The organism is Gilliamella sp. wkB195 (assembly GCF_001690445.1).
Classification (GTDB): domain Bacteria; phylum Pseudomonadota; class Gammaproteobacteria; order Enterobacterales; family Orbaceae; genus Gilliamella; species Gilliamella apicola_E.
In genome coordinates this window covers 70,521-93,735 of record NZ_LZGP01000035.1, presented here as the reverse complement: position 1 = coordinate 93,735, position 23,215 = coordinate 70,521, and the positions used below count along the sequence as shown (strand labels likewise).

The 23,215-nt window shown below is 35.2% G+C and carries 18 protein-coding genes and 1 pseudogene; 16 read left to right on the top strand and 3 right to left on the bottom strand.

Going from position 1 to position 23,215, the window contains the following annotated elements; all coding sequences use genetic code 11:
- Positions 1-30 precede the first annotated feature (30 nt).
- Both A9G08_RS09675 and A9G08_RS09670 read right to left on the bottom strand, forming a co-directional pair.
- Positions 31-702: an OmpW/AlkL family protein gene (locus A9G08_RS09675; RefSeq protein WP_065563499.1), complete on the bottom strand. Its 672-nt coding sequence runs from the start codon at positions 700-702 to the stop codon at positions 31-33.
- 224 nt (positions 703-926) lie between these two features.
- Complete coding sequence (locus tag A9G08_RS09670) at positions 927-2,333, bottom strand: EmmdR/YeeO family multidrug/toxin efflux MATE transporter (RefSeq protein WP_065563498.1); 1,407 nt, start codon at positions 2,331-2,333, stop codon at positions 927-929.
- 633 nt (positions 2,334-2,966) lie between these two features.
- On the opposite strand from A9G08_RS09670, the gene A9G08_RS09665 reads away from it, so the two are divergent.
- From A9G08_RS09665 to A9G08_RS09630, 8 genes are all read left to right on the top strand, one after another.
- Positions 2,967-3,683, top strand: coding sequence for an epoxyqueuosine reductase QueH (locus A9G08_RS09665; protein WP_065563497.1), 717 nt, complete (start codon positions 2,967-2,969; stop codon positions 3,681-3,683).
- Positions 3,684-3,844: 161 nt separating this feature from the next.
- Positions 3,845-8,119, top strand: a complete 4,275-nt coding sequence (locus tag A9G08_RS09660; protein WP_065563496.1) for an acyl-CoA dehydratase activase-related protein — start codon at positions 3,845-3,847, stop codon at positions 8,117-8,119.
- A gap of 20 nt (positions 8,120-8,139) precedes the next feature.
- Positions 8,140-8,757 carry a CDP-alcohol phosphatidyltransferase family protein gene (locus A9G08_RS09655; protein ID WP_065563495.1) on the top strand — a complete coding sequence of 206 codons (618 nt, stop codon included), beginning with the start codon at positions 8,140-8,142 and terminating at the stop codon, positions 8,755-8,757.
- A gap of 3 nt (positions 8,758-8,760) precedes the next feature.
- Positions 8,761-10,512, top strand: a complete 1,752-nt coding sequence (locus A9G08_RS09650) for a bifunctional alpha/beta hydrolase/class I SAM-dependent methyltransferase (RefSeq protein ID WP_065563494.1) — start codon at positions 8,761-8,763, stop codon at positions 10,510-10,512.
- Positions 10,513-10,514: 2 nt separating this feature from the next.
- Positions 10,515-11,819, top strand: coding sequence for a phosphatase PAP2/dual specificity phosphatase family protein (locus A9G08_RS09645; RefSeq protein ID WP_065563493.1), 1,305 nt, complete (start codon positions 10,515-10,517; stop codon positions 11,817-11,819).
- Complete coding sequence (locus tag A9G08_RS09640) at positions 11,813-12,271, top strand: hypothetical protein (protein ID WP_065563492.1); 459 nt, start codon at positions 11,813-11,815, stop codon at positions 12,269-12,271. Before A9G08_RS09645 ends, A9G08_RS09640 begins: the two co-directional genes overlap by 7 nt.
- A 38-nt stretch (positions 12,272-12,309) precedes the next feature.
- Positions 12,310-13,245, top strand: a complete 936-nt coding sequence (locus A9G08_RS09635) for a phosphatidate cytidylyltransferase (protein ID WP_065563491.1) — start codon at positions 12,310-12,312, stop codon at positions 13,243-13,245.
- Positions 13,246-13,392: 147 nt separating this feature from the next.
- Positions 13,393-13,656 carry an HPr family phosphocarrier protein gene (locus A9G08_RS09630; RefSeq protein WP_065563490.1) on the top strand — a complete coding sequence of 88 codons (264 nt, stop codon included), beginning with the start codon at positions 13,393-13,395 and terminating at the stop codon, positions 13,654-13,656.
- 120 nt (positions 13,657-13,776) lie between these two features.
- On the opposite strand, the gene A9G08_RS09625 is transcribed toward A9G08_RS09630, so the two are convergent.
- Positions 13,777-15,162 (bottom strand): APC family permease, encoded by a 1,386-nt coding sequence (locus A9G08_RS09625; protein WP_141673964.1) that lies wholly within the window; start codon positions 15,160-15,162, stop codon positions 13,777-13,779.
- Between the two features lie 582 nt (positions 15,163-15,744).
- On the opposite strand from A9G08_RS09625, the gene A9G08_RS09620 reads away from it, so the two are divergent.
- The 8 genes and pseudogenes from A9G08_RS09620 (at position 15,745) to A9G08_RS09600 (ending at position 23,202) form a co-directional block, all read left to right on the top strand.
- Positions 15,745-17,238 (top strand): SEL1-like repeat protein, encoded by a 1,494-nt coding sequence (locus tag A9G08_RS09620; protein ID WP_065563488.1) that lies wholly within the window; start codon positions 15,745-15,747, stop codon positions 17,236-17,238.
- Positions 17,239-17,545: 307 nt separating this feature from the next.
- Entirely contained in the window at positions 17,546-19,174 is a 1,629-nt protein-coding gene (locus tag A9G08_RS09615) for an SEL1-like repeat protein (RefSeq protein WP_065563487.1), read from the top strand.
- A 324-nt stretch (positions 19,175-19,498) separates the two neighbouring features.
- A complete protein-coding gene (locus tag A9G08_RS09610) occupies positions 19,499-20,698 on the top strand; it encodes a tetratricopeptide repeat protein (protein WP_065563486.1) in 1,200 nt (399 codons plus the stop codon).
- Between the two features lie 326 nt (positions 20,699-21,024).
- Entirely contained in the window at positions 21,025-21,636 is a 612-nt protein-coding gene (locus A9G08_RS09605; RefSeq protein WP_065563485.1) for a tetratricopeptide repeat protein, read from the top strand.
- Positions 21,618-21,782 carry a hypothetical protein gene (locus A9G08_RS11750; protein ID WP_176701545.1) on the top strand — a complete coding sequence of 55 codons (165 nt, stop codon included), beginning with the start codon at positions 21,618-21,620 and terminating at the stop codon, positions 21,780-21,782. Before A9G08_RS09605 ends, A9G08_RS11750 begins: the two co-directional genes overlap by 19 nt.
- A 6-nt stretch (positions 21,783-21,788) precedes the next feature.
- Positions 21,789-21,949 (top strand): annotated as a pseudogene (locus A9G08_RS11925) (tetratricopeptide repeat protein); the annotation flags it as partial.
- Between the two features lie 21 nt (positions 21,950-21,970).
- Complete coding sequence (locus A9G08_RS11920) at positions 21,971-22,108, top strand: SEL1-like repeat protein (RefSeq protein ID WP_081299558.1); 138 nt, start codon at positions 21,971-21,973, stop codon at positions 22,106-22,108.
- Positions 22,109-22,758: 650 nt separating this feature from the next.
- Positions 22,759-23,202, top strand: coding sequence for a hypothetical protein (locus tag A9G08_RS09600; protein ID WP_065563484.1), 444 nt, complete (start codon positions 22,759-22,761; stop codon positions 23,200-23,202).
- Positions 23,203-23,215: the final 13 nt, after the last annotated feature.

The following is a 23,215-nucleotide window of genomic DNA, read 5'->3' as shown; positions in this document are numbered from 1 at the left end:
AAACCTCTCATATGAGAGGTTTTTTTATGATTAAAACTTGTAACCGACACCGAGCATTACAACCCAAGGATCAAGATCATATTTTGCCGTAACTTTAGTATTACCTAAATGAGTTTTAGCTTTAGTTTCAATATCGATATAACGGACTTGCGCGTTAATCAGCCAATTCTCATCTAAAGAATAATCAGTACCCACTTGTGCAGCCCAGCCCCAGGAATTATCCAAGTCTAAGCCATGAAAGCCTGCTTTCTTAGCTTCACCACTAAGTTTTTCATCAAAAAAGAAAGTATAGTTAACACCAAGGCCAACATAAGGTTGGAACTCGTAGCTACTATCAAGCGGATACCACAGTGCGCTCAATGTTGGTGGTAAATGTTTAATTTTTCCTAAATGAGCACCGGATAAACCAGTAGAATTACCACCGCCAAGTTTAACTTGATGACTAAAAGGTGTGGCACCTAATAATTCAACGGCAAAATTATCAGTAATCATATATTGAAAATTCAGGCCTAGTTGCGTGTCATTATCGGCTTTAGCCTTAAGATCACTCTTTGCACCACCTACTTTAACATGATCACTTTTATCTTGAGGATGAACATAGGCAGGACCACCACGGATGATAATTTGGTCGGCACTATGCGCCAGAGCGGCTGAGCTTGCTAATCCGAAAGTAACTAGCATAGCAATTGACGATACTCTCATTTTTATCTCCTTATTATATTTATATAAACTGCTAACTGAGCGTGATATATGCTTCATTAACAGACCGTTTTTTAATATAAAGCTTTAAAGGATTGACAATTACCTAAAGGTATTGATGAATATCTTAGCACCATAACATGAGTAATGATATGGTAGATTTTTTAGATGAATTAATTAATAGTGCTTTTTGTTCAATTGATTCAGATTCAATAGGTCAATTTGATTTAAATTCGCTTTTGATGACGCCAAAGCCACTTGCCACTGATAAGTCGATGATAAAAGAAGATGCTTCGTATGATCCAATCTAAGAACATACCAAACCAAACACCAATCACACCAAAGCCGAAATAAACGCCAAAAATATAGCCCACTACAATACGGCACATCCACATACTGCCGATAGCGACCCACATGGTATAGCTAGCATCTTTCGCCCCTTTAAAACCATATGGCAAAACAAAGGATGACGCCCAGAATGGGGTAAATAAGGCATTAAACCAAAGTAAATGTTTGGAAATTTCGATAACTTCTTGATCATCGGTATAGAGCGAACTTAATAATCCAGCGAACGGAATGGATAAAAACGCTAAAAAGCAGAGTAATAAACTGGTTAAATGAAAGATATACTTAAGTTGCCGTGTTGGTTGATAGATTTGCCCCATACCAATGCGCTTACCAACGATTATGGTTGAGGTTGCGCCAAGTGTTCCACCTGGCAAATTAAGCAATCCAGCAATTGAAAACGCGATAAAGTTTGCCGCAATAGTCGATGTGCCCATGCCAGCAACAAAGGTCTGCGTGAGTAATTTTCCAATATTAAACATCACCGACTCAACACTAGCCGGAATACCAATCCCTAAAATATCAATCAGTATCTTGCCATTAAATGAATGAAAATAACTGCGAAGTGGGATAAATAATGCCCGGCTTGGTTTGATGGTCAACACCAACAAAATAAAAAACATCCCACAATAACGAGATGTAGTTAAACCAATACCTGCACCGATAAACCCAAGTCCTTGCCAACCGAAAGCACCATAAATTAGTACATAACTAATCGATAGATTCAGAATGTTCATAAGGATATTTAAATACATTGGAATTTTAGTATTGCCAGCGCCACGCAAAGCGCCACAACCAACTAAAATAAAGGCAAGGGCGGGGTAACCTAAAACGGTTAATCTTAGAAAGGTTAGTGTTAATTCCTTAACTTCAGGATCAGCCTTACCGGCAATAATCTCAACAATCCAATAGCCTGAAAACTCAACGAACAAAAATAGTAAAATTGAGATTATTACTAATAGCGTAATAGATTGTCTTGCTGCTACTACTGCTTTTTTACGATTATGTCGTCCTAAACTAAACGCAACTACGACGGAAGTTCCGAGTGCAACCGCCATAAAAAAGGACATCACAATCATATTAAAACTTTCGGCCAAACCGACGGCAGCCATCTCGGCCTTACCAATCCAACTTACTAAAAATGTACTGAATATACCCATTAAAATGACGGACAAATTCTCAATCAGAATTGGCATTGCTAAAGGATATATTTCGCGCCAGAATAGCACATTGTTTGAACGTCGTTTTTTATAAAGTTGAAGATTCTTCAATCGACTTAGAACATCCAATTTAAGGCCTAAAGTTTTATTCGATAATTTGTGGCTATTATAACGCCTTTATGTGATAAAAATGAAATTATGTTTTAAAAAAATGGCTATCAATTTTAATTGATATAATACTCAACATTGTCAGTGCATTGTCTCTTTAATCTATGATATTTAAGATTAAAAATTAAATGATTAGGTAATTTTAGTGCTGCTTATTGCCGTTTCTCTAGAGAACTTGTTATAAGTGGTGCTTGAAGAAGATGCTTTTTTCTAAGTAACTAAATCTTACTCACCATATTATAAAAGGATAAAAATTTTCACTACATATTTATAGTGATTATGTAAAAAGATAGCTTATCTTTATATGATTTCAGTGCGTGAAGATCAAACTTGATCCATTAAAATATGATTTGGCTATAGTAAAATTTCAATACATAATTAAGTAAAGGTCATAAATCTTTTTTAAGTGTTTAAAAAGTAATGTTGAGATAAGAAGAGATAATCATCCAAAAAAGTTGAGGAGCGGGGTTTTTGAAGCTTTAATGTTCTCCAAAAAGCAATCTTTTCGCCTTAAACTTGAACGCTTTTTCAGTTCGCTATATTATAGCTGCCTTATTTTCCATTATTTACTTAAGCAAACGTTAAAGAGTACGAATGTTAATCAACGCCAAAGATATTCTCGAAAAATTAAATCCTCATAATAAAGTGAATTATGATTCAATTTTAAAAGAAGTGATTGCTGATTGGCAGTTGGCAGCGGCTCGACCTAAGTTGTTAATCCATAGTTGCTGTGCACCATGTAGCACTTATGTGCTGGAATATTTAGCACAGTATGCTGATATCACGATCTATTTTGCCAATTCAAATATTCATCCCCGCGTGGAATATGAGTATCGCAGTGTCGTTCAACAGAAGTTTATTGCTGACTTTAATCAAAAGACTGGCAACCAGGTGCAGTTTTTAGAAGCACCTTATCAACCGGCTGAGTTTATTAAACAGGTAGAGCATTTGCGTGATGCGCCAGAAGGTGGTGAGCGGTGTCATCTTTGTTATAAGATGCGGTTAGATTTGGCGGCGATTAAGGCGCAAGAGTTGGGCTTTGATTATTTTGCTAGTGCGTTAACGCTGAGTCCTAAAAAGAATAGTCAAAAAATCAACCAACTTGGTTTCGAAATTCAGGAAATTTTTTCAGTTAATTATTTACCTTCCGATTTCAAAAAGAATAATGGTTATAAGCGTTCTATCGAACTTTGTAAGGAGTACGATGTTTATCGTCAATGTTATTGCGGTTGTATTTTTGCTGCAAAAGCACAAGGTGTCGATCTGAAGAATGTAATTGCTATCGCTAAGCAAGGGCTAGAGAAAGTATAACTCGATATTGATCCTATTCAAAACATCCAAAATGTCATTTCCCTAACAAATTGATTAAAAATCTGAAAGATTTCGCTATAATAATTTTATAAAAGAATAATAATTATTATTTGTAATCCTATTATTGGTTAAGTCTAATTTTGCAAAATGTGAGTTTGTTTATGCCAAAAATATATAGGCTTGGATTGGATGTTGGTTCTACAACAGCTAAGTGTGTTGTACTCGATGAACAGGATAATTTTATTTATACCAATTATGTTCGTCATAACACCCATATTGTTAATACCACTTTATCCATTTTAGATGAAATTAAACAGCAGATTGGTGATGATGCTATTGTGTCGGTTAAGGTGACAGGCTCTGCTGGGATGGGGATTTCTGAGAAGGCCGGTATCGCTTTTATTCAGGAAGTTGTAGCAGCATCGGAAGTAGTACAACGAAAATATCCTGAGGTGCGAACTCTAATTGATATCGGTGGGGAAGATAGTAAGATGATCTTCTTTTTTCCTGATCGTCCGCCCGATATTCGTATGAATGGGAGCTGTGCTGGAGGAACCGGTGCCTTTATCGATCAGATGGCAACTTTACTTAATACCCCTGTGCAGGAATTTGACCTGCTTGCAACCAAACACGATAAAGTCTACCCCATCGCTTCTCGTTGCGGTGTGTTTGCGAAAACCGATGTGCAAAATTTAATTAGCCGTAATGTTTCCAAAGAAAATATTGCATACTCTGTTCTACATGCAGTTTGTATTCAGTTAGTGAATACGCTAGCGCGTGGTTATGATATTGTGCCAAAAGTGATGCTGATTGGCGGGCCGTTTTCATTTATTCCAACTTTAGGCAAAGCCGCATTAGAAACGTTAAAGTTAAATGAGGAACAAATTGTTACTACAGAGCATCCTACATTATTGTCGGCTTGGGGAGCGGCAATCCATGCTATTGAACGTAGTGAACTTACTATCAATGATTTCATTGATAGGCTAAGTGCGTCAAATAAGATTCAAGTCAATCAATCTTTTCGCTTAAAACCGTTATTTAACCAGTCGCTATCATTTAATGATTGGCAACAAAAACGCAAATATATCGAAATTCCTCGCCTAGCTTTAACCTCTTATCAAAAGCAAAACGCTTATTTAGGTATCGATAGTGGTTCAACAACTACTAAGATTACGCTAATTAGTGAGAATGATGAGCTACTTTTTACCTATTATGCACCCAATAATGGTCATTCAATCAAGGCATTAATTAAAGGGTTAACGGTACTTAAGGATGAGATTGAGGCATCTGGTAAAGAGATTGTAATTGTTCGTACTGGTGTTACTGGTTATGGTGAGGAGTTGTTGAAAGCAGCTTTTGCCATCGATGATGGTTTGGTTGAGACAATGGCTCATTTTGCCGCGGCTAAACATATCGATCCTAAGGTGAGTTTCATCATGGATATTGGCGGTCAGGATATGAAGGCCATTTTTATAGCCAATGGCGTGGTGAATCATATTGAGCTTAACGAAGCTTGTTCGTCAGGTTGTGGTTCATTTATTGAGACTTTTGCTAAATCCCTTAATTCCAATACTATCGATTTTGCTGATGCAGCGTGTAAATCCAATAATCCTTGTGATTTAGGAACGCGTTGTACGGTATTTATGAACTCTAAAGTGAAACAAGCACTACGTGAAAATGCGACTGTTGGCGATATTTCAGCTGGACTTGCTTTTTCGGTGATTAAAAATGCGATTCATAAAGTGCTTAAGCTTCATGATATGCGTAAGCTTGGCGATCATATTGTGGTTCAAGGTGGTACTTTTAAGAATCCTGCTGTGTTTCGTGCTTTAGAGCAATTAACTGGTGCTCAAATCGCTACGTCCAATATTCCTGAATTGATGGGGGCTTATGGTGCAGCGCTAGTTGCGAAAAATCATTATATAAATAATCAAACCCCTTCGCAGTTTATTGGCTTAGATAATCTACAGAAAGCTGAAGATAATAAAGCTAAACCTTCACGTTGTAAGGGGTGTGAGAATAATTGCGATATTATGATTTATCGCTTTGCTAATGGTCAACGTTATTATTCCGGTAATAAGTGTGAGCGATTTTTAAGCAATAATCAGCATCAAAATAAAAATGCATTTAATATGTTTGATTATAAGAATGCATTGTTATTCGATAGAGCTAATACGCATAATGTTGACGCTAAACTCCATATCGGAATCCCTCGTGTTTTAGGGCAATATGAAAATTTTCCATTCTGGCATACGTTGTTAACTAGAAGTGGAATAAATGTGACGCTTTCACCCTATTCGACATATGATCTTTATGAGAAAGGGGCAGGTACCGTGATGTCAGATAGTATCTGTTTTCCTGCCAAACTTGTTCATGGCCATATTTTGGAGTTGATCGAGCAGAAGGTTGATCGCATTTTTATGCCGATGGTGGTATTTGAGTCTGACCATTTTGATAATGCAATTAATAGTTATAACTGTCCGATTGTGAGTAGTTATGCTGAGGTAGTAAATAGCGCGATCAATCCAAAGACGAAATATAATGTGCCGTTGGATTATCCAGTAATTAATTTTAGTGATCAGAAGTTACTGAAAAAAGGATGTATCAATTATTTAATGTCGCTCGGTATTCCTAAAAACGTGGCGAGTCAGGCTTTTGCAGATGCACTAGTTGCTCAAGCTGAATATAAACAATCACTGAATAAAAAAGCTGTTGAGGTGTTGAATAATGCTAAAGAGACTGGTCGTTATGTGTTTATTTTAGCGGGTAGACCTTACCATAGCGATAGTTTAATTAATCATAAAACACCTGAGATTTTAAATGCGTTAGGTTGTGATGTCATAACCGAGGATTCCGTGTTGGGTGAAATCAGTCGATTATCGCCAGAGTTACAAATCTGTTCACAATGGAGTTATCCAAATCGATTGTATGCAGCAGCAAGTTTTGTTGCTGAGCAACCCAAAAATATTCAGTTTGTGCAACTTAACTCTTTTGGGTGTGGTCCTGATGCAATTGTTACCGATGAGTGTAAGGCGATTTTAGAATCCAAAGGTAAAACATGTACGATTATTCGTGTCGATGAGATCACCGCAACTGGCTCAGTACGTTTGCGTTTGCGTTCGATTATTGAATCAATCCGCATGAATCATCAACAACCATTAAAAATAGTTAAGCGTAAAAATACGACTATTTTTGCTAAGCAAGACAAACAGCGCCGTACTATATTGGCGCCATTTATTTCAGATTTTTATTCTCCATTGTTACCTCCAATTTTTGCTTTGTCTGGCTATAAGCTTGAAATCCTTCCAAAACCAGACAAAAGTTCGGTCGAGTGGGGACTTAAATATTGTAATAATGAGATTTGTTATCCAGCAACGATTATTGTTGGAGATATTATTAAAGCGCTAAATTCAGGTAAATATCAGCGTGATGAAGTGGCTATCGGTATTACCCAAACAGGAGGCCAGTGCAGGGCGAGTAGTTATCTTTCTTTAATTAAGAAAGCAATGATTAGTAATGGTTATGAAGATATTCCGATTGTGTCGCTAAGTACAGGTAATATTAATGAAATCGAACAACCAGGCTTTAAACTTAACTGGCTGAAAACATTACCAGCAACTTTTTTTGCTATGCTGTTTGCCGATTCGATTTCAAAGATGTTTTATTCGATTGCGCCTAGAGCAAAATATAAACAGCAAGCTAATCAGTTAAAAGAACTTTATATTAGAAAGTTACAGCAAATTATCAATCAACATAAAGGCAAAAAGGCGATCTTTTTGCTGTTAAAAGAAGCTGTCGATCATTTCAATCAAATCGAAATCTTAAATAAAGATTGCCCTCAAATTGGAATTGTTGGGGAGATTTACGTTAAATATAACGGTTTCGGAAATCAAAATAGCATAGATTGGCTAGTCGAACAGGGAATAGAACCGGTTATTCCGCCAATGATCGAGTTTTTTGCTCAGTCTTTTGTTAACTATGATAGTAATGTTGATAATTATATTATTAACAAGAGTTTTGTTGCTTATTTTGTTCACTTTTTTGAAAAAGTAGCGCAGAAGTACATTGATCAAACTAATCAGATTTTGTCGGGATTTAAATATTATCAACCATTCCACAATATTCGTGATATGGCGACAAAAGCGGAAGAAATTCTTAGTTTAGCTAATCAATATGGTGAAGGTTGGTTAATTCCAGCTGGTATTATGACTTTTGCTCAACACGGTATTAATAATGTGATTAGTCTTCAACCGTTTGGCTGTATTGCTAATCATGTTGTTTCAAAAGGGGTAGAGAAACGTATGCGTGACCTTAATCCAAAACTTAATTTGCTTTATTTGGATTTTGATGATGGCGCAGGTGAAGTTAATGTGCTTAACCGTTTGCATTTTATGGTGAGTTCATTAAAGTATACTCAATTACAACGTATTGTTTAATTATGTATTAAGGGACGAAAATGTTTTCTATTTATCAATTAAAATCGCGCTTTCAAGCATTGCTTCGTCCTTATGTGAAGTTGCTCTATGATTCACAAATAACTGCCAATCAGGTGACAATAGGTGCTTGTGTTGGGTCGATATTAGTTGCTATGTTTGTTGGTTATTTTGCAGATCATGTATGGTTATTTTTGTTAATACCATTATGGATGTTTATTCGGATGGCACTCAATGCGATTGATGGTATGCTAGCAAGAGAATATAACCAAAAATCAAATCTTGGTTCTTATTTAAACGAGATTTGTGATGTGGTTTCTGATTCTGTATTACTATTAATCTTTACTCAATTGAATCAGGTCAATAACAGTTTAGTTATTTTAGTCGTTTTGTTATCTTTTTTAACTGAGTTTGCTGGAGTACTCGGTGTGATGATTGGTAGCACACGACGTTATGATGGCCCCATGGGTAAAAGTGATCGGGCTTTTGTTTTTAGCCTAATAAGTTTAGGCATTTCTACCTATTTGTTACCACTTGATTGGCTTAATACTGTATTGTGGCTAATTATCTTTTTGTTATTAATTACGGTAGTTAATAGAGTTAGGAAGGGATTGCAAGAATCAACAAGTATCAAGGATTAGCTTATGCGTGAACAGCAGCAAAAAACATTTATTAGTCATGATGGTTGTCAATTATTCTATCGTTATTGGCCAGCTGTCGAGACTAATGATCAAATGACTTCAAAAGCAATTGTACTTTTTCATCGAGGTCATGAACACTCTGGACGAGTAGCCCATTTGGCTGATGAACTTGATTTACCTGACTTTCATATTTTTGCTTGGGATGCGAGAGGAAACGGTCAATCAGAAGGTGAGCGTGGTGATGCTCCCAATTTTGCCACGCTAATTAAAGATGCTGATTGTTTTATTAAGCATATCATTGAGGAATACTCTTTGAGTATGCAAGATATTGCCGTTATCGCCCAAAGTGTGGGAGCGGTAATTGCAAGCGCTTGGGTGCATGATTATGTGCCAAATATTCGCGCCTTGGTTTTAGGATCACCCGCATTTAGCGTTAAGTTATATGTACCATTAGCTGTGCCAGGACTTAAGTTACTGTATAATCTAAAAGGAAATTTTTTCGTAAATAGTTATGTCAAACCGAATTTATTAACGCATGATGTTAGTCGGGCTGAATCTTTTAATAAAGATTCATTAATTACTCGACCTATTTCAGTTAGATTATTGCTTGATCTTTATGCGGTATCAGATCGAATTGTTAAAGATGCCAACGCCATTACTGTTCCCACTCAATTACTCGTTTCTGGCTCTGATTTTGTGGTGCGTCGTAAACCGCAGAAAATTTTTTATGATAATTTGGGAACAAACCAAAAAGAGTTCCATATCTTACCAAAATTTTACCACGATACGTTTGGCGAGAAAGATCGTTACATGGCTATCGATAGGGCGAGGCGGTTTATACAAGGCTGTTTTGCAAATCAACCCAATGTTCCGGTATTAACAAATGCTGATCGAGTTGGTTATACTCGCATGGAAACCGATAAATTAGCATTACCGCCTTCTGGATGGATTAAGTCATGGTATTGGAAGTGTGTTCGAGCGACCTTAAAACATGCTGGTAAAATGTCGGATGGTATCAAGCTAGGCTTAGAAACAGGATTTGATTCGGGTAGTACACTAGATTATGTTTATCGAAATGAACCTTCTGGTTCCTCTAAACTCGGTCAATTTTTTGATTATCTCTATTTGCAATCTATTGGCTGGCGGGGTATTCGACAACGTAAAAACCATTTAGAGCAATTGTTAAAGCAAACTATTGAAAAGCTACAATCTGATGAAGTCAACATTGTTGATATAGCTGCAGGACATGGTCGCTACATTCTTGAAACGATTAATCAAATTGCCCATAAACCAAATTCGGTTTTATTACGTGATTATAGTGATATCAATATTCGTGATGGGCGTATACTCATAGAACAACAAGGTTTAAGTGATATTGTCCGTTTTGAAAAAGGTGATGCATTTAGTCGTAATGAACTGTCACAACTATCTCCAAAACCTAATTTAGCGGTGGTTTCAGGTTTATATGAATTGTTTGATGATAATCAGTTATTACGTGAATCTTTGTTAGGGTTGTCCGATGTGATTCCAGCAGGGGGATATTTAATTTATACCAATCAACCTTGGCATCCTCAACTTGAATTTATTGCTAGAGCTTTAACCTCTCATCGAGAAGGGAAAGCATGGATTATGCGACGACGGACTCAGCTTGAGATGGATCAGTTAGTTGAGGAAGCTGGATTTACTAAAGTTACCATGTTGGTAGATCAGTGGGGTATTTTTACCGTTTCGCTTGCACAACGAAATTCGAATTAATTATGTTAAAAGTATATAACCGACTTAACTTTTATAAGTGTATATGGTTAGTCGGTTTATCGGTGTTCTTTTTTACTAGTTACAATTTTGCTAACTGGTTTACGTCTCAACGTGAGGGGGTACCGAGTCTGTTTTTTAGTTGGGAGCGTAATATTCCACTTTGGCCATGGACGATTGTTCCTTATTGGTCTATCGATCTCATGTATGGTTTTGCCATTTTACTAACATCTTCATGGCAATCTCTTAAGACTCTTGGTTTACGGCTGTTAACGGCGCAAGTCATTTGTATTATTTGTTTTTTGCTTTTTCCACTGAAATTCTATTTTGATCGTCCGGCTTTGGACGGATTTTTTGGATTGATGTTTGATATTTTGATGGGATTTGATAAGCCATTTAATCAAGCTCCTTCATTACATATTACGTTATTAGTAATTTTATGGCAGTTTTACGCTAACTATTTTCGTGGATTGAGTCGTTATCTTTTACATATTTGGTGCTTGTTAATTGGACTTTCAGTTTTAACCACTTGGCAGCATCATTTTTTTGATATTCCAACTGGATTATGGGTTGGGTGTTTTTGTATTTGGTTATGGCCGGATAAGAGAGAAAAACAGATAAAACATCGATCGTCAAGCTATTGCTGGGCTTTGATTTATTTTGGCTTGAGCTTGTTATCACTGGCCGTTGTTGTCTATTATTCTGTATGGGCTCTATTATGGTTGGCAGGTGCTTTGTTATTGGTTGCTGCTAACTATTTGTTCTCATCAGACTTTCAAAAACAACAAAATGGCCATTTTAAGCTTCCCGTTATTTTGCTTTTTTTCCCATATTTTATCATTATGTGGCTAAATTCAAGGATATGGACAATCAGACATCAAACTGATGATTTGATCGTTGATGAAGTTTATTTAGGCCGCATTCCATCCAGTCAAAGCTTAAAGCAAAATCATTATAATTCCGTGGTAGATTTGTGCGCCGAGTTACCAATTGGGCATTTTAAAGGTGCATATACTCTTATTCCCGTTTTAGATATGACCCCACTTTCGCAGGAAGAGTGTCAACAAGCCGCGAAAACTATTGAACTTTATCATCAACAAGGTAAATTATTAGTTTGTTGTGCTTTAGGTTATTCTAGAAGTGCAACCGCTGTGATTGCGTGGTTATTATGGACGAAAAGAGCCAATAATCTACAAGAAGCAATAAATAAAGTAAAAGCCTGTCGGAATTCGATTGTTATATCTAACCAACAACAATTGATTTTATCCAATTGGTTTTCAACGATTAAAGAAGGGATAGGGAGATGTTAAGTTCGGACCCATTGCAAAATAGTATCAGCAAAACCGATTTGGAGATATTTTGTCATTATTTATCAATTAGCAGACAGATTGATATTTATTCTATGCTTTTATCAGTATTGGGTGCTTTTGTTGCTTTGATAAGTTTTGGGGAAGGGGCTTTAACCATTTTTTGTTTGATTATTTTTCTCCTTGGTTTAATAAGTAAATATTACGCTATAAGAGTCGCTTTTGATAAAAAGTTATTTGAATATTTAGCCAATCATTCAGACCATTTGCAAAATGAGTTGTTGGCGATGGATAAGGCGTTAATCAATTTAAAACTCATTAATGCTCCAACATTAAGGACAGTGGATGATCGCCAAAAGGGAGTTTTATCGCTGTTAAGATTCCAAATAATTTTATTTTTATTACAAAATTGTTTAATCGTTTTTGCTGTCATTAATGGTATTATCAATAATTAACGGATTTTTTTGTAACATTACACACAAGGAGAATTAAGATGTCCCATTATCAATATGATACATTTTTATTGTTTTTGGGCATCGGTTTGTTTTTGTTAGTGGCATCGATAATTGGTCAGCTTCTAAAATACCGCTTCAAATCCCCCAGTATTGATAATTTAAATGCTCGAATTAATGCATGGTGGGTGATGGTAGCCATTATTGGTGGAGCTTTTTGGTTAGGTCAATTGGCAGTGATATTTTTGTTTTTTATTGTTTCGGGCTTAGCTTTACGTGAATTTCTTATTTTAGCGCCGATTAACCGCTACGACTATTTTGCATTAATTTTTGCATTTGGTATCGCTTTACCTGTGCAATATATTTTGGTCGCTTATGCTTGGTATGGTCTATTCAGTATCTTTATTCCAGTTTATGTATTTTTGTTCCTGGCAATATTTGCTACGATTACAGGATCGACCCGAAATTTTTTAGAAAGAATAGCGGATGTACAATGGGGATTGATGATTACGGTTTATTGTATTTCATGTGTGCCAGCATTATTAGTGTTAGACATCGAAAATTATCAAGGTCGTAACCTGTTGTTAATCGCTTATCTGGTACTCGTCGTTCAGCTATCAGATGTATTGCAATACGTTTTTGGAAAATTATTTGGAAAACATAAAATTAGCCCAAATGTCTCACCTGCAAAAACGATAGAAGGGTTTGTTGGCGGTATTTTATCAGCCAGTTTTATTGGGGCATGTATGTTTTGGATCACGCCTTTTACTTTTCTGCAATCGGGTTTAATTTCGCTAATGATTACACTCTTGGGCTTTTTTGGGGGATTAGTGATGTCTGCCATCAAACGTGATCGGGGTGTAAAAGACTGGGGAAGGCTTATAGGTGGTCATGGAGGAATACTTGATCGCTTCGATTCAATCTGTTTTGCTGCTCCAATTTTTTTCCATGTGGTGAGATATTTCTGGGTAGAGTAATTTTAGTATTATTAATAAACAGCTATTAATAATCAGAATGTTATGAATAAATTTCAAAAATTAACGCTAAAAAAGAGCAAAAAAAATGAATTTATGATATAAATACAGGTATCGTATTAACGTTAGATATAAGTAAGGACATATAATATGCTAAAAGAGCAAATGGTAGTAAAAAATTCAACTGGTTTACATGCCCGCCCAGTAACGACACTTGTTAAATTAGCTGGTCGTTATAAATCATCAATTGAACTTGTTTATAACGATAAAGCTATTAAATTAAAAAGTATGATGGGTTTACTTGGTGCTGGCGTTAAAGGTGGTTCAACTGTTGAAATCATCTGTGATGGTGAAGATGAAAATGCAGCTATGGATGAAATCCGTGAATTATTTGCTACAGGTTTTGGTGAATAATTTTAAGCGATTTTAATCAAGTTTTATTACTTAAAAATGAAAATCCCGTCGACCTTGGTCGACGGGATTATTTTTAAAGGGCATGAACTAAATACTTTTAAGTAGACCTAATAGAATTATCTAATCTTTGATAATTGAATCCAATTCCGAATGATCAATTGATGGTAATGTTGTTGTAAAAAATCGAGTTAAATAAAGTAAATAACAGAATCCAAAAGCCAACCATATCAATCCAACCATCATTGCTGTCGATTCAAGGCTAGTCCATAGCCACAACGAAAGTAGTAAACCAATTGCAGGCATTAGTCCATATTTTAATAGCATCAACACTGTTTTCTTGGTTTCACCACCTAAGTAGCTTTTGATAACGCATAGGTTGACAAAGGTAAAAGCGACTAATGCACCAAAACTTATCATCGATATCACTAAGGTTAAATCAAGAACCAAAGAGAATAATGAAAAAATAGAAACAAAAATTATTGATAAGTAAGGTGTTCTAAAACGTGGATGAATTCTATAGAAGATTCGTTTAGGTAATACACCTTCACGTCCCATAGCATAAAAAATTCGAGACACACTAGTTTGTGCTGTCATTGTTGAGGCAAACACACCAGTTAAATATGCTGTTTGGAAGAAATTATATATAAAATCATTACCAAAATTGCCAAGAATATTGGTTAAATGACTTATACTGTCAACTCTGTGCATTACATCCAAACTCGCTGTATCTCTATTATCAACAAAATCAGTCCATTGCGGATACGCTAAATGCGCACAATAGGAAACAACTAGGAATATACAACCAGCAATAAGTACGGTGCCAATAATAGCTCTTGGTAAGGTTTTTTTCGCTTCATTTGATTCTTCAGCCAGTGTCGCTATTGCATCAAAACCTAAAAATGCAAGGCATAATATGGCGGCTCCGGAAAATAAACCACTAAAGTCATCTGGTGTAACTGATATTGGTTTGAGCATCGCTTCGGGTGTTAAATCAACATTTATTAACGTTATAATAATAAACAATACGATAAATAACGCTTGAAATAAATTTAAAGTGATATTGGCCCAATTGATTAACTTGATTCCAAGATAATTTAATATACTGACACCCATAATCGATACTAATACAAATACATAGGCTGGAATATTCTCAAAGTGCTCATGTAGATATATTCCTAAAACCAAATAATTTAATATTGGTAAAAATAGGTAATCAAGAATTTGTGCCCAACCAACTAAGAAACCAACTTTTCCACCAAAAGTTCGTTGTACATAGGTATACGCCGAACCAGCAATAGGGAGTTTATTTGCCATTCGGCAGTAACTCAATGCTGTGAAAAAGATCATGGCAAGGGTGATGATGTAGGCTATAGGTAAGTGTCCATTACTGACAACGGTAACTTCCCCATAAGTGGTAAAGATCCCTAAAGGAACCATATAAGCTAAACCAAATGCAATTAATGCAGGTGTGGTTAAAACTCGTTTCATTTTTATTGCGGACATGATTTATTTTTGCTCCTCTGTCCCAAAAAACAATAAAAAACTACTAAGTATAGTTTTGCCTTTTACCCGCTTGAAGCGGCAGGGAATTCTGCCACATTATCATAATTATGCAAGCTAATTTTTATTATATTGACATTTAATTTAGTAAATTCTGGATTTAACCATTTAATATGAATTATTTCTGAACAATTCTTAATAAAAATAGATTTTTTAGACTCAAAGAAAGTGATTTATATTTAGGTTAAGCTCTCTATTATGAATAAGAATAAAAATAGATTAAACCAAGGTTATTTGCCTATAAAAATAAATCGCATTTTTAATTTCTGAAGAAAGGGAAATATTAAGGATTTGATATAAAGTAATGAGAAAATATATTTATAGGAATATTATGGTTAAATACTTTTCTAATAATAGTGACATTTTTATGTGATCCAATAATTGGCGTGTTAACAATTTTTTCAACTCCACATACGCATAAGCCAGTTAAAAGTACATTGTTAAAAAGTAATAGAGAGTAAGCCTATTCTTTTCTTGTCAGTAGGCAAAATAAAAAAATTATTATATTTAAGGAAATTTAGGGAACTTATGAAAAACATCCCCCTTGTTGCATTAACTGCATTATTCTCGACGACGGTTTACGCTAATCATTGCGCTACCTATTATGAACAAAAAGATTTTGATAAAGCTTTTATTGCTTGTAATACTGAGGCTAAGCAGGGAGATAGGGAAGCTCAGTATAATTTAGCACTAATGTTTTACAACGGCGATGGCGTTGAAGAAAATATTGAAAAAGGACTATATTGGGAAACAAAAGCAGCGGAAGCTGGATTTGCTCAAGCGCAATTTGATTTAGCATATAATTATTACATAGGATGGGATATCGAAGTCAATAAAGAGAAAGCACTATATTGGTATACTAAAGCCGCTGAACAAGGGCATAGTGAAGCGCAATATAATTTAGGGGTTATGTATGGTAATGGGGAAGGCGTCGTACAAAATATTGAAAAAGAATTATATTGGTATACTAAAGCCGCTGAACAAGGTCTTAGTAATGCACAATTTAATTTAGGGGCTATGTATAACAGAGGATTCGGTGTCGAAGTCAATAAAGAAAAAGCCCTATATTGGTTTACTAAAGCCGCCAAACAAGGGTATGGTGACGCGCAATATAATTTAGGCCTTATGTATTACAAAGGGGAAGGTCTCGAAAGAAATATCGAAAAAACATTATATTGGTATACTAAAGCCGCTGAGCAAGGCGCTAGTTATGCGCAATTTAATTTAGCACGTTTGTATGAAGTCGGAGATGGTGTCGAGGTCAATAAAGAAAAAGCGCTATATTGGTATACCAAAGCCGCCAAACAAGGGGATGGTGACGCGCAATACAATTTAGCACGTATGTATGAAGTCGGAGATGGTGTCGAAAACAATAAAGAAAAAGTACGGAGTTGGTACACCCAAGCAGCGGAACAAGGTCATATTTTTGCGCAGTTAGAGTTAGCATATATCTATGACCAAGGAGATGGTGTTGAGGTCAATAAAGAAAAATCGCTAGATTGGTATACTAAAGCTACCAAACAAGGAAATGGTGATGAGCAATATAATTTAGCACGTATGTATGACCAAGGAGATCGTGTCCAAATCAATAAAGAAAAAGCACTATATTGGTACACCAAAGCGGCGGAACAAGGGGATATCTCTGCGCAATTAGAGTTAGCCTATTTGTATGACCAAGGAGTTGGTGTCGAAGTTAATAAAGAAAAAGTACTATATTGGTATTCTCAAGCTCAAGTTCTATCTCTAGCTCAAGAAGAGGAAGATGAGTTTATGGTAGATCAATATTATTTGGCAAGTATTTATGCTGAAGGTGATGGGGTCAAAGTTGATAAAAAGAAAGCATTATATTGGTACACAAAAGCAGCGGAACAAGGGTATAGTGAAGCGCAATATAATTTAGGACTTATGTATCACCACGGAGACGGAGTAAAAAAAGATATAGCGTTAGCAAAAAGGTATTTTAAGCAAGCTTGTTCGCTTGGTTTTGATAAAGGATGTGATGATTATAATTCCCTGAAATAAACACGATTAATTCATATTGAAAATATATATGCTAAAAATGTCTTATATATTAAGACAATTTTTTATACAGACTCAAAATGTCATTGATTCTGTTATCCCAATCTTTTTTGATATAGATTGATTTAACAGTGACTTTTTAATTAGGCCCAAGATATTTGGTTGATATGATAACATTTTATTAACTCCATATACCGATAAACGATTTAAAAGTACATTGTTAACGAGTAATAGATAGTAAGCGTATTTTGTTCTATTTTTGCCAGCAGACAAAAAAAATTATTATATTTAAGGAAATTAAGGAAAACTAATGAAAAAAGTACAATTTGTTGTATTAACAACATTATTATCGACGACGGCTTACGCTAATAATTGCGCGACCTATTATGAACAAAACAATTTTGATCAAGCGTTTATTGCTTGTAACACTGAGGCTGATCAAGGAGATAGGGAAGCTCAGTATAATTTAGCACTTATATATGACGAACGTATAGGTGCCGACAATAAAGAAAAAGCACTCTATTGGTACGCAGAAGCAGGGGAACAAGGCCATGTTAAGGCGCAATATGATTTAGCACAAACGTATAACAATGGGTATGGTGTCGGCATTGATAAAGATAAAGCACTCTATTGGTTCACAAAAGCAGCGGAACAAGGATTTCTTGAGGCGCAATATCAGTTAGCACTTATGTATGTTGACGATAACGGTATTGAAGTCAATAAAGAAAAATCGCTATATTGGCTCACTCAAGCAGCAGAACATGGGTTTGATAAGGCGGAAAATGATTTAGCGCTTCTTTATTATAGAGGTGACGGTGTCGAAGTCAATAAAGAAAAAGCCCTATATTGGTTTACTAAAGCAATGGAACAGGGGCTTAGTGAGGCGCAATATCATTTAGCACGTATGTATGAAATAGGAGATGGTGTCGAAGTCGATAAAGAAAAAGCCCTCTATTTGTACACTCAAGCAGCGGAACTGGGGTATGAATTTGCGCAATTTGAGTTAGCATATATGTATGACCAAGGTAAGGGTGTCGAAATCAATAAAGAAAAAGCAGCATATTGGTACTCTAAAGTTGAAGAAGTGGAAGAAGGACTTGCTGATGGAGAATATGAGTTAGCTCTTATGTATGACCAAGGTATAGATGGCGAAATCAATAAAGAAAAAGCACTATATTGGTATACCAAATTAGCGGAAGGAAAGTATATTTCTGCGCAATTAGAGTTAGCATATAGGTATGACCAAGGTGAGGGTATCGAAGTCAATAAAGAAAAAGCACGATATTGGTACTCCCGAGCTAAAGCTCAAGGAGAAAGACAAGAATATGGGGTTGTTGAAGCGCAATCTGATTTGGCACATATGTATGCCGAAGGCAATAGGGTCAAACCTAATAAAAGTAAAGCATTATATTGGTACACAAAAGCAGCTGAAGAAGGGGATATTTCTGCGCAATTAGAGTTAGCATATATGTATGACCAAGGAGATGGTGTCGAAGTCAATCAGGAAAAAGCGTCATATTGGTTTTCTCAAGCTCAAGGAGAGGAAGAAGGGTTTGTTGGGGCGCAATATTCTTTGGCAAGTATATATGCTGAAGGTGATGGGGTCAAAGTTGATAAAAGGAAAGCATTATATTGGTACACAAAAGTCGCTGAACTATGGGATGGTGATGCGCAAGAAGAGCATACAGCTGCGCAATATGAGTTAGCACGTATGTATGACCAAGGTGACGGTATCGAATCCGATAAAGAAAAAGCACTATATTGGTATAAAAAAGCAGCAGATAATGGTAACACTCAAGCAATACATCAGTTAGGCGTTATGTATTATAAAGGTGATGGTATTGAAAAAAATAGCGAGTTAGCTAAAAAGTATTTTGAACAAGCTTGTGAGCTAAAATTTAAAGAAAGTTGCGATATCCTTCACAAAGGAATCAAATAAACATTATTCATAAGTCATGCAAATTAGAAACATGTTAAAAGAACTGCCTCACATATTAAAGCAGTTCTTTTTTTATATAGACTCAAAATGTTATTTCTTCTGTTAACACAATCACTTTTTTGATATAAATTAGCTTAACAGTGACTTTTTAAAACGGCTAAAGATATTTGGTTGGCGTGTTAACCATTTTATCAACTCCATATCCCATAAGTCATTTAAAAGTACATTGTTAACGAGTAATAGATAGTAAGCGTATTTTTGTTCTATTTTTGCCAGCAGACAAAATAAAAAAATTATTATATTTAAGGAAATTAAGGAAAACTAATGAAGAAAGTACAATTTGTTGTATTAACAGCATTATTATCGACGACAGCTTACGCTAATAATTGCGCTACCTATTTCGAACAAAAAGCTTTTGATAAAGCTTTTATTGCTTGTAACACTGAGGCTGAGCAGGGAGATAAAGATGCTCAGTTTAATTTAGCATTTATGTATTACAACGGCGACGGCATCGAAAAAAATACAGAAAAAGCACTAAATTGGCTTACTCAGGCAGCGGAACAAGGGGTTTCTGTTGCGCAATATGGTTTATCACGCATGTATGAAGAAGGTGAGGGAGTCGAAGTCGATAAAGAACAAGCACTCTATTGGCTCACTCAAGCAGCGGAAGCCGGATCTGTTCAAGCGCAATATGATTTATCCAATAGGTTTGAACGTGAAAAATGGCTCACTAAAGCAGCAGAGCAAGGATTTGTTGTTGCGCAATATGATTTAGGGCAACATGGTAATAAAGAAAAATCGCTATATTGGTATACTAAAGCTGAGCAACAGGGGCTTATTTCTGCACAAATTGGATTAGCAAACATTTATAACTATGGGCTCGGTGTCGAAGTCAATCAAGAAAAAGCGGTGTATTGGTATACAAAAGCTGCGGAACGAGGGGATGGTAGGGCGCAATTCGAGTTAGCAAAGAGATATGATAAAGGAGACAGTGTTGAGGTCAATAAAGAGAAAGCAGTATATTGGTACACGAAAGCAGTAAAAAAAGGATTTGTTGAGGCGCAGTATTATTTAGCAGTTTTGAATAATGAAAGTGACGATGTTATAGCAGAACTACGTAAGAGGTTACCTAGAAAAAGCGATGTACCAGAATATGGAATTGCTGAAGCGCAATATGATTTAGCAGAAATGTATGACAAAGGTGACGGTCTCGAAGTTAATAAAGATAAAACGGTATATTGGCTCAGTAACGCAATGAAAAAAGAGCTTAGTCAAACACAATATCGTTTAGCACATATGTATGACAAAGGATACGAGATCGAAGTCGATAAAGAAAAAGCACTATTTTGGTATAAAAAATCTGTAGATAATGGTAACACTGAAGCAATGCATGATTTGGGCGTTATGTATTATAAAGGTGATGGTATTGAAAAAAATAGCGAGTTAGCTAAAAAGTATTTTGAACAAGCTTGTGATTTAAAATTTAAAGAAAGTTGCGATATCCTTCACAAAGGAATCAAATAAACATTATTCATAAGTCATGCAAATTAGAAACATGTTAAAAGAACTGCCTCATATATTAAGGCAGTTCTTTTTTTATATAGACTCAAAATGTTATTTATTCTGTTAACACAATCACTTTTTTGATATAAATTAGCTTAACAGTGACATTTTAATACGGCTCAAGATATTGGGTTGGCGTGTTAGTCATTTTATCAACTGCATATACCGATAAGCGATTTAAAAGTACATTGTTAACAAGTAATAGATAGTAAGCGTATTTTTGTTCTTTTCTTGCCAGCAGGCAAAATAAAAAAAATTATTATATTTTAGGAATTTAAGGAAAACTAATGAAAAAAGTACTATTTGTTGTATTAACAGCATTATTATCGACGACAGCTTACGCTAATAATTGCGTTACCTATTTTGAACAAAAAGCTTTTGATAAAGCTTTTATTGCTTGTAACACTGAGGCTGAGCAGGGAGATAAAGATGCTCAGTTTAATTTAGCATTTATGTATTACAACGGTTACGGTGTCGAAGAAAATACTGAAAAAGCACTATATTGGCTTACTCAGGCAGCGGAACAAGGGGTTTCTATTGCGCAATATGGTTTATCACGCATGTATGAAGAAGGTGAGGGAGTCGAGGAAAACAAAGAAAAAGCACTCTATTGGCTCACTCAAGCAGCGGAAGCCGGATCTGTTCAAGCACAATATGATTTATCCAGAAGGTTTGAACGTGAAAAATGGCTCACTAAAGCAGCAGAGCAAGGATTTATTGTTGCTCAATATGAATTAGGGCGGTCGTTCGATTTCGATAAAAATAGAAAAAAAGTGCTCTATTGGTACACTAAAGCTACTAAACAAGGGTTTGTTTATGCGGAGCACAGTGGTTTAACCTGGATGCTTGATCATGAAGGAAATAAAGAAAAAGCGCTATATTGGTATATGTTGTATTAACAGCATTATTATCGACCACGGCTTACGCTAATAATTGCGCTACCTATTTCGAACAAAAAGCTTTTGATAAAGCTTTTATTGCTTGTAACACTGAGGCTGAGCAGGGAGATAAAGATGCTCAGTTTAATTTAGCATTTATGTATTAGAACGGCGACGGCGTCGAAGAAAATACTGAAAAAACGCTATATTGGCTTACTCAGGCAGCGGAACAAGGGGGTTCTATTGCGCAATATGGTTTATCACGCATGTATGACGAAGGTGAGGGCGTCAAAGTTGATAAAAAAAAGCATTATATTGGTACACAAAAGCAGCAGATAATGGTGACACTCAAGCAATGCATAATTTAGGTGTTATGTATTATAAAGGTGATAGAATTGAAAAAAATAGTGATTTAGCTAAAAAGTATTTTGAACAAGCTTGTGAGCTAAAATTTAAAGAAAGTTGCTATATCCTTCATAAAGGAATGAAATAAACATTATTTCTATATAAGGAGATATATGGTGTTGATATCTCGCCAGTGCTGATTTTTAAACTGACGGAATGAGTAAAGCAGCTCGTGTTAGAATGGTAATGCATAATCCTTTTAAAGTTTCAACGCTTCTGCTTATCTAATCGGTTCCGATATTACGACAGTAATACCGGAACCAATATAAGCCAAGATCCCATAAAACTAAAAGGAAGATAACCAAAGTTCATGCTTATACGCATGATTATAATACTCTCGTTAATCCCTTCGGGGACGGTCTTTTAATATCTAGAAAAGCTATGGATATATTAATTAGGATGGGTATTGGTGAGTTGAAAAAGATAATAAAGAAAGTTCGGTTGGAGCATCTAAAAGCGTTGGTTTCAAAGAAACTATCTTCATAGCACCAGAAGATTTAAATTTAAAAATAGAGGGATAGGCATAATGGAAAAATTTTTCTTTTAATTCAAGTTTTGTTTTTCTCGTTCGTTAGTCCCAAAGGAACAAGTTTTGATGTAGATGATATGCAAATGTCTAATTTTAAAAATGTATGTTGATAATTATGATGTGGTAAATGCAACAAAAGGATATAATTTGCTCAAAAGACAATGTGCAAGTTCTATGTATAATGCATCTCAAGCAGCAGGTATAATGAAATGAGAATCTTTAAGGTAATTTCAGTTATAACTTTTTTAATAATATCTTTGTTATTTACGTGCTCATTTACTAGCCCTAAGTTTTATATAAAATCCTATAAATATGATAAAATTGAAGATGAGGATTCTTTAACATTAAAAATTTTTGCTAAAGTTGATGAAAAAGAGTATGGTTATATTCATATCTCAAAACAATATGTAACTTTCAGATATTATTATAATTTATCTAATTTTAATAAAGGTGCTACATCGGTAGAAAATATTATTTTTGATTATAAGGATAATCATTTTCTCGTCATAAATAAAAGTAATAATAAATTAATCTTAAACATTGAATGCGATAAAGATATATATATCAAAGCAAATAACTATTTAATAGAAAAGAAGAAACAAATTAAAGATGAGGGTTCTAGATCCAGTAAAGATATTTTTTTAGGACGTTAACCATAAATAAATA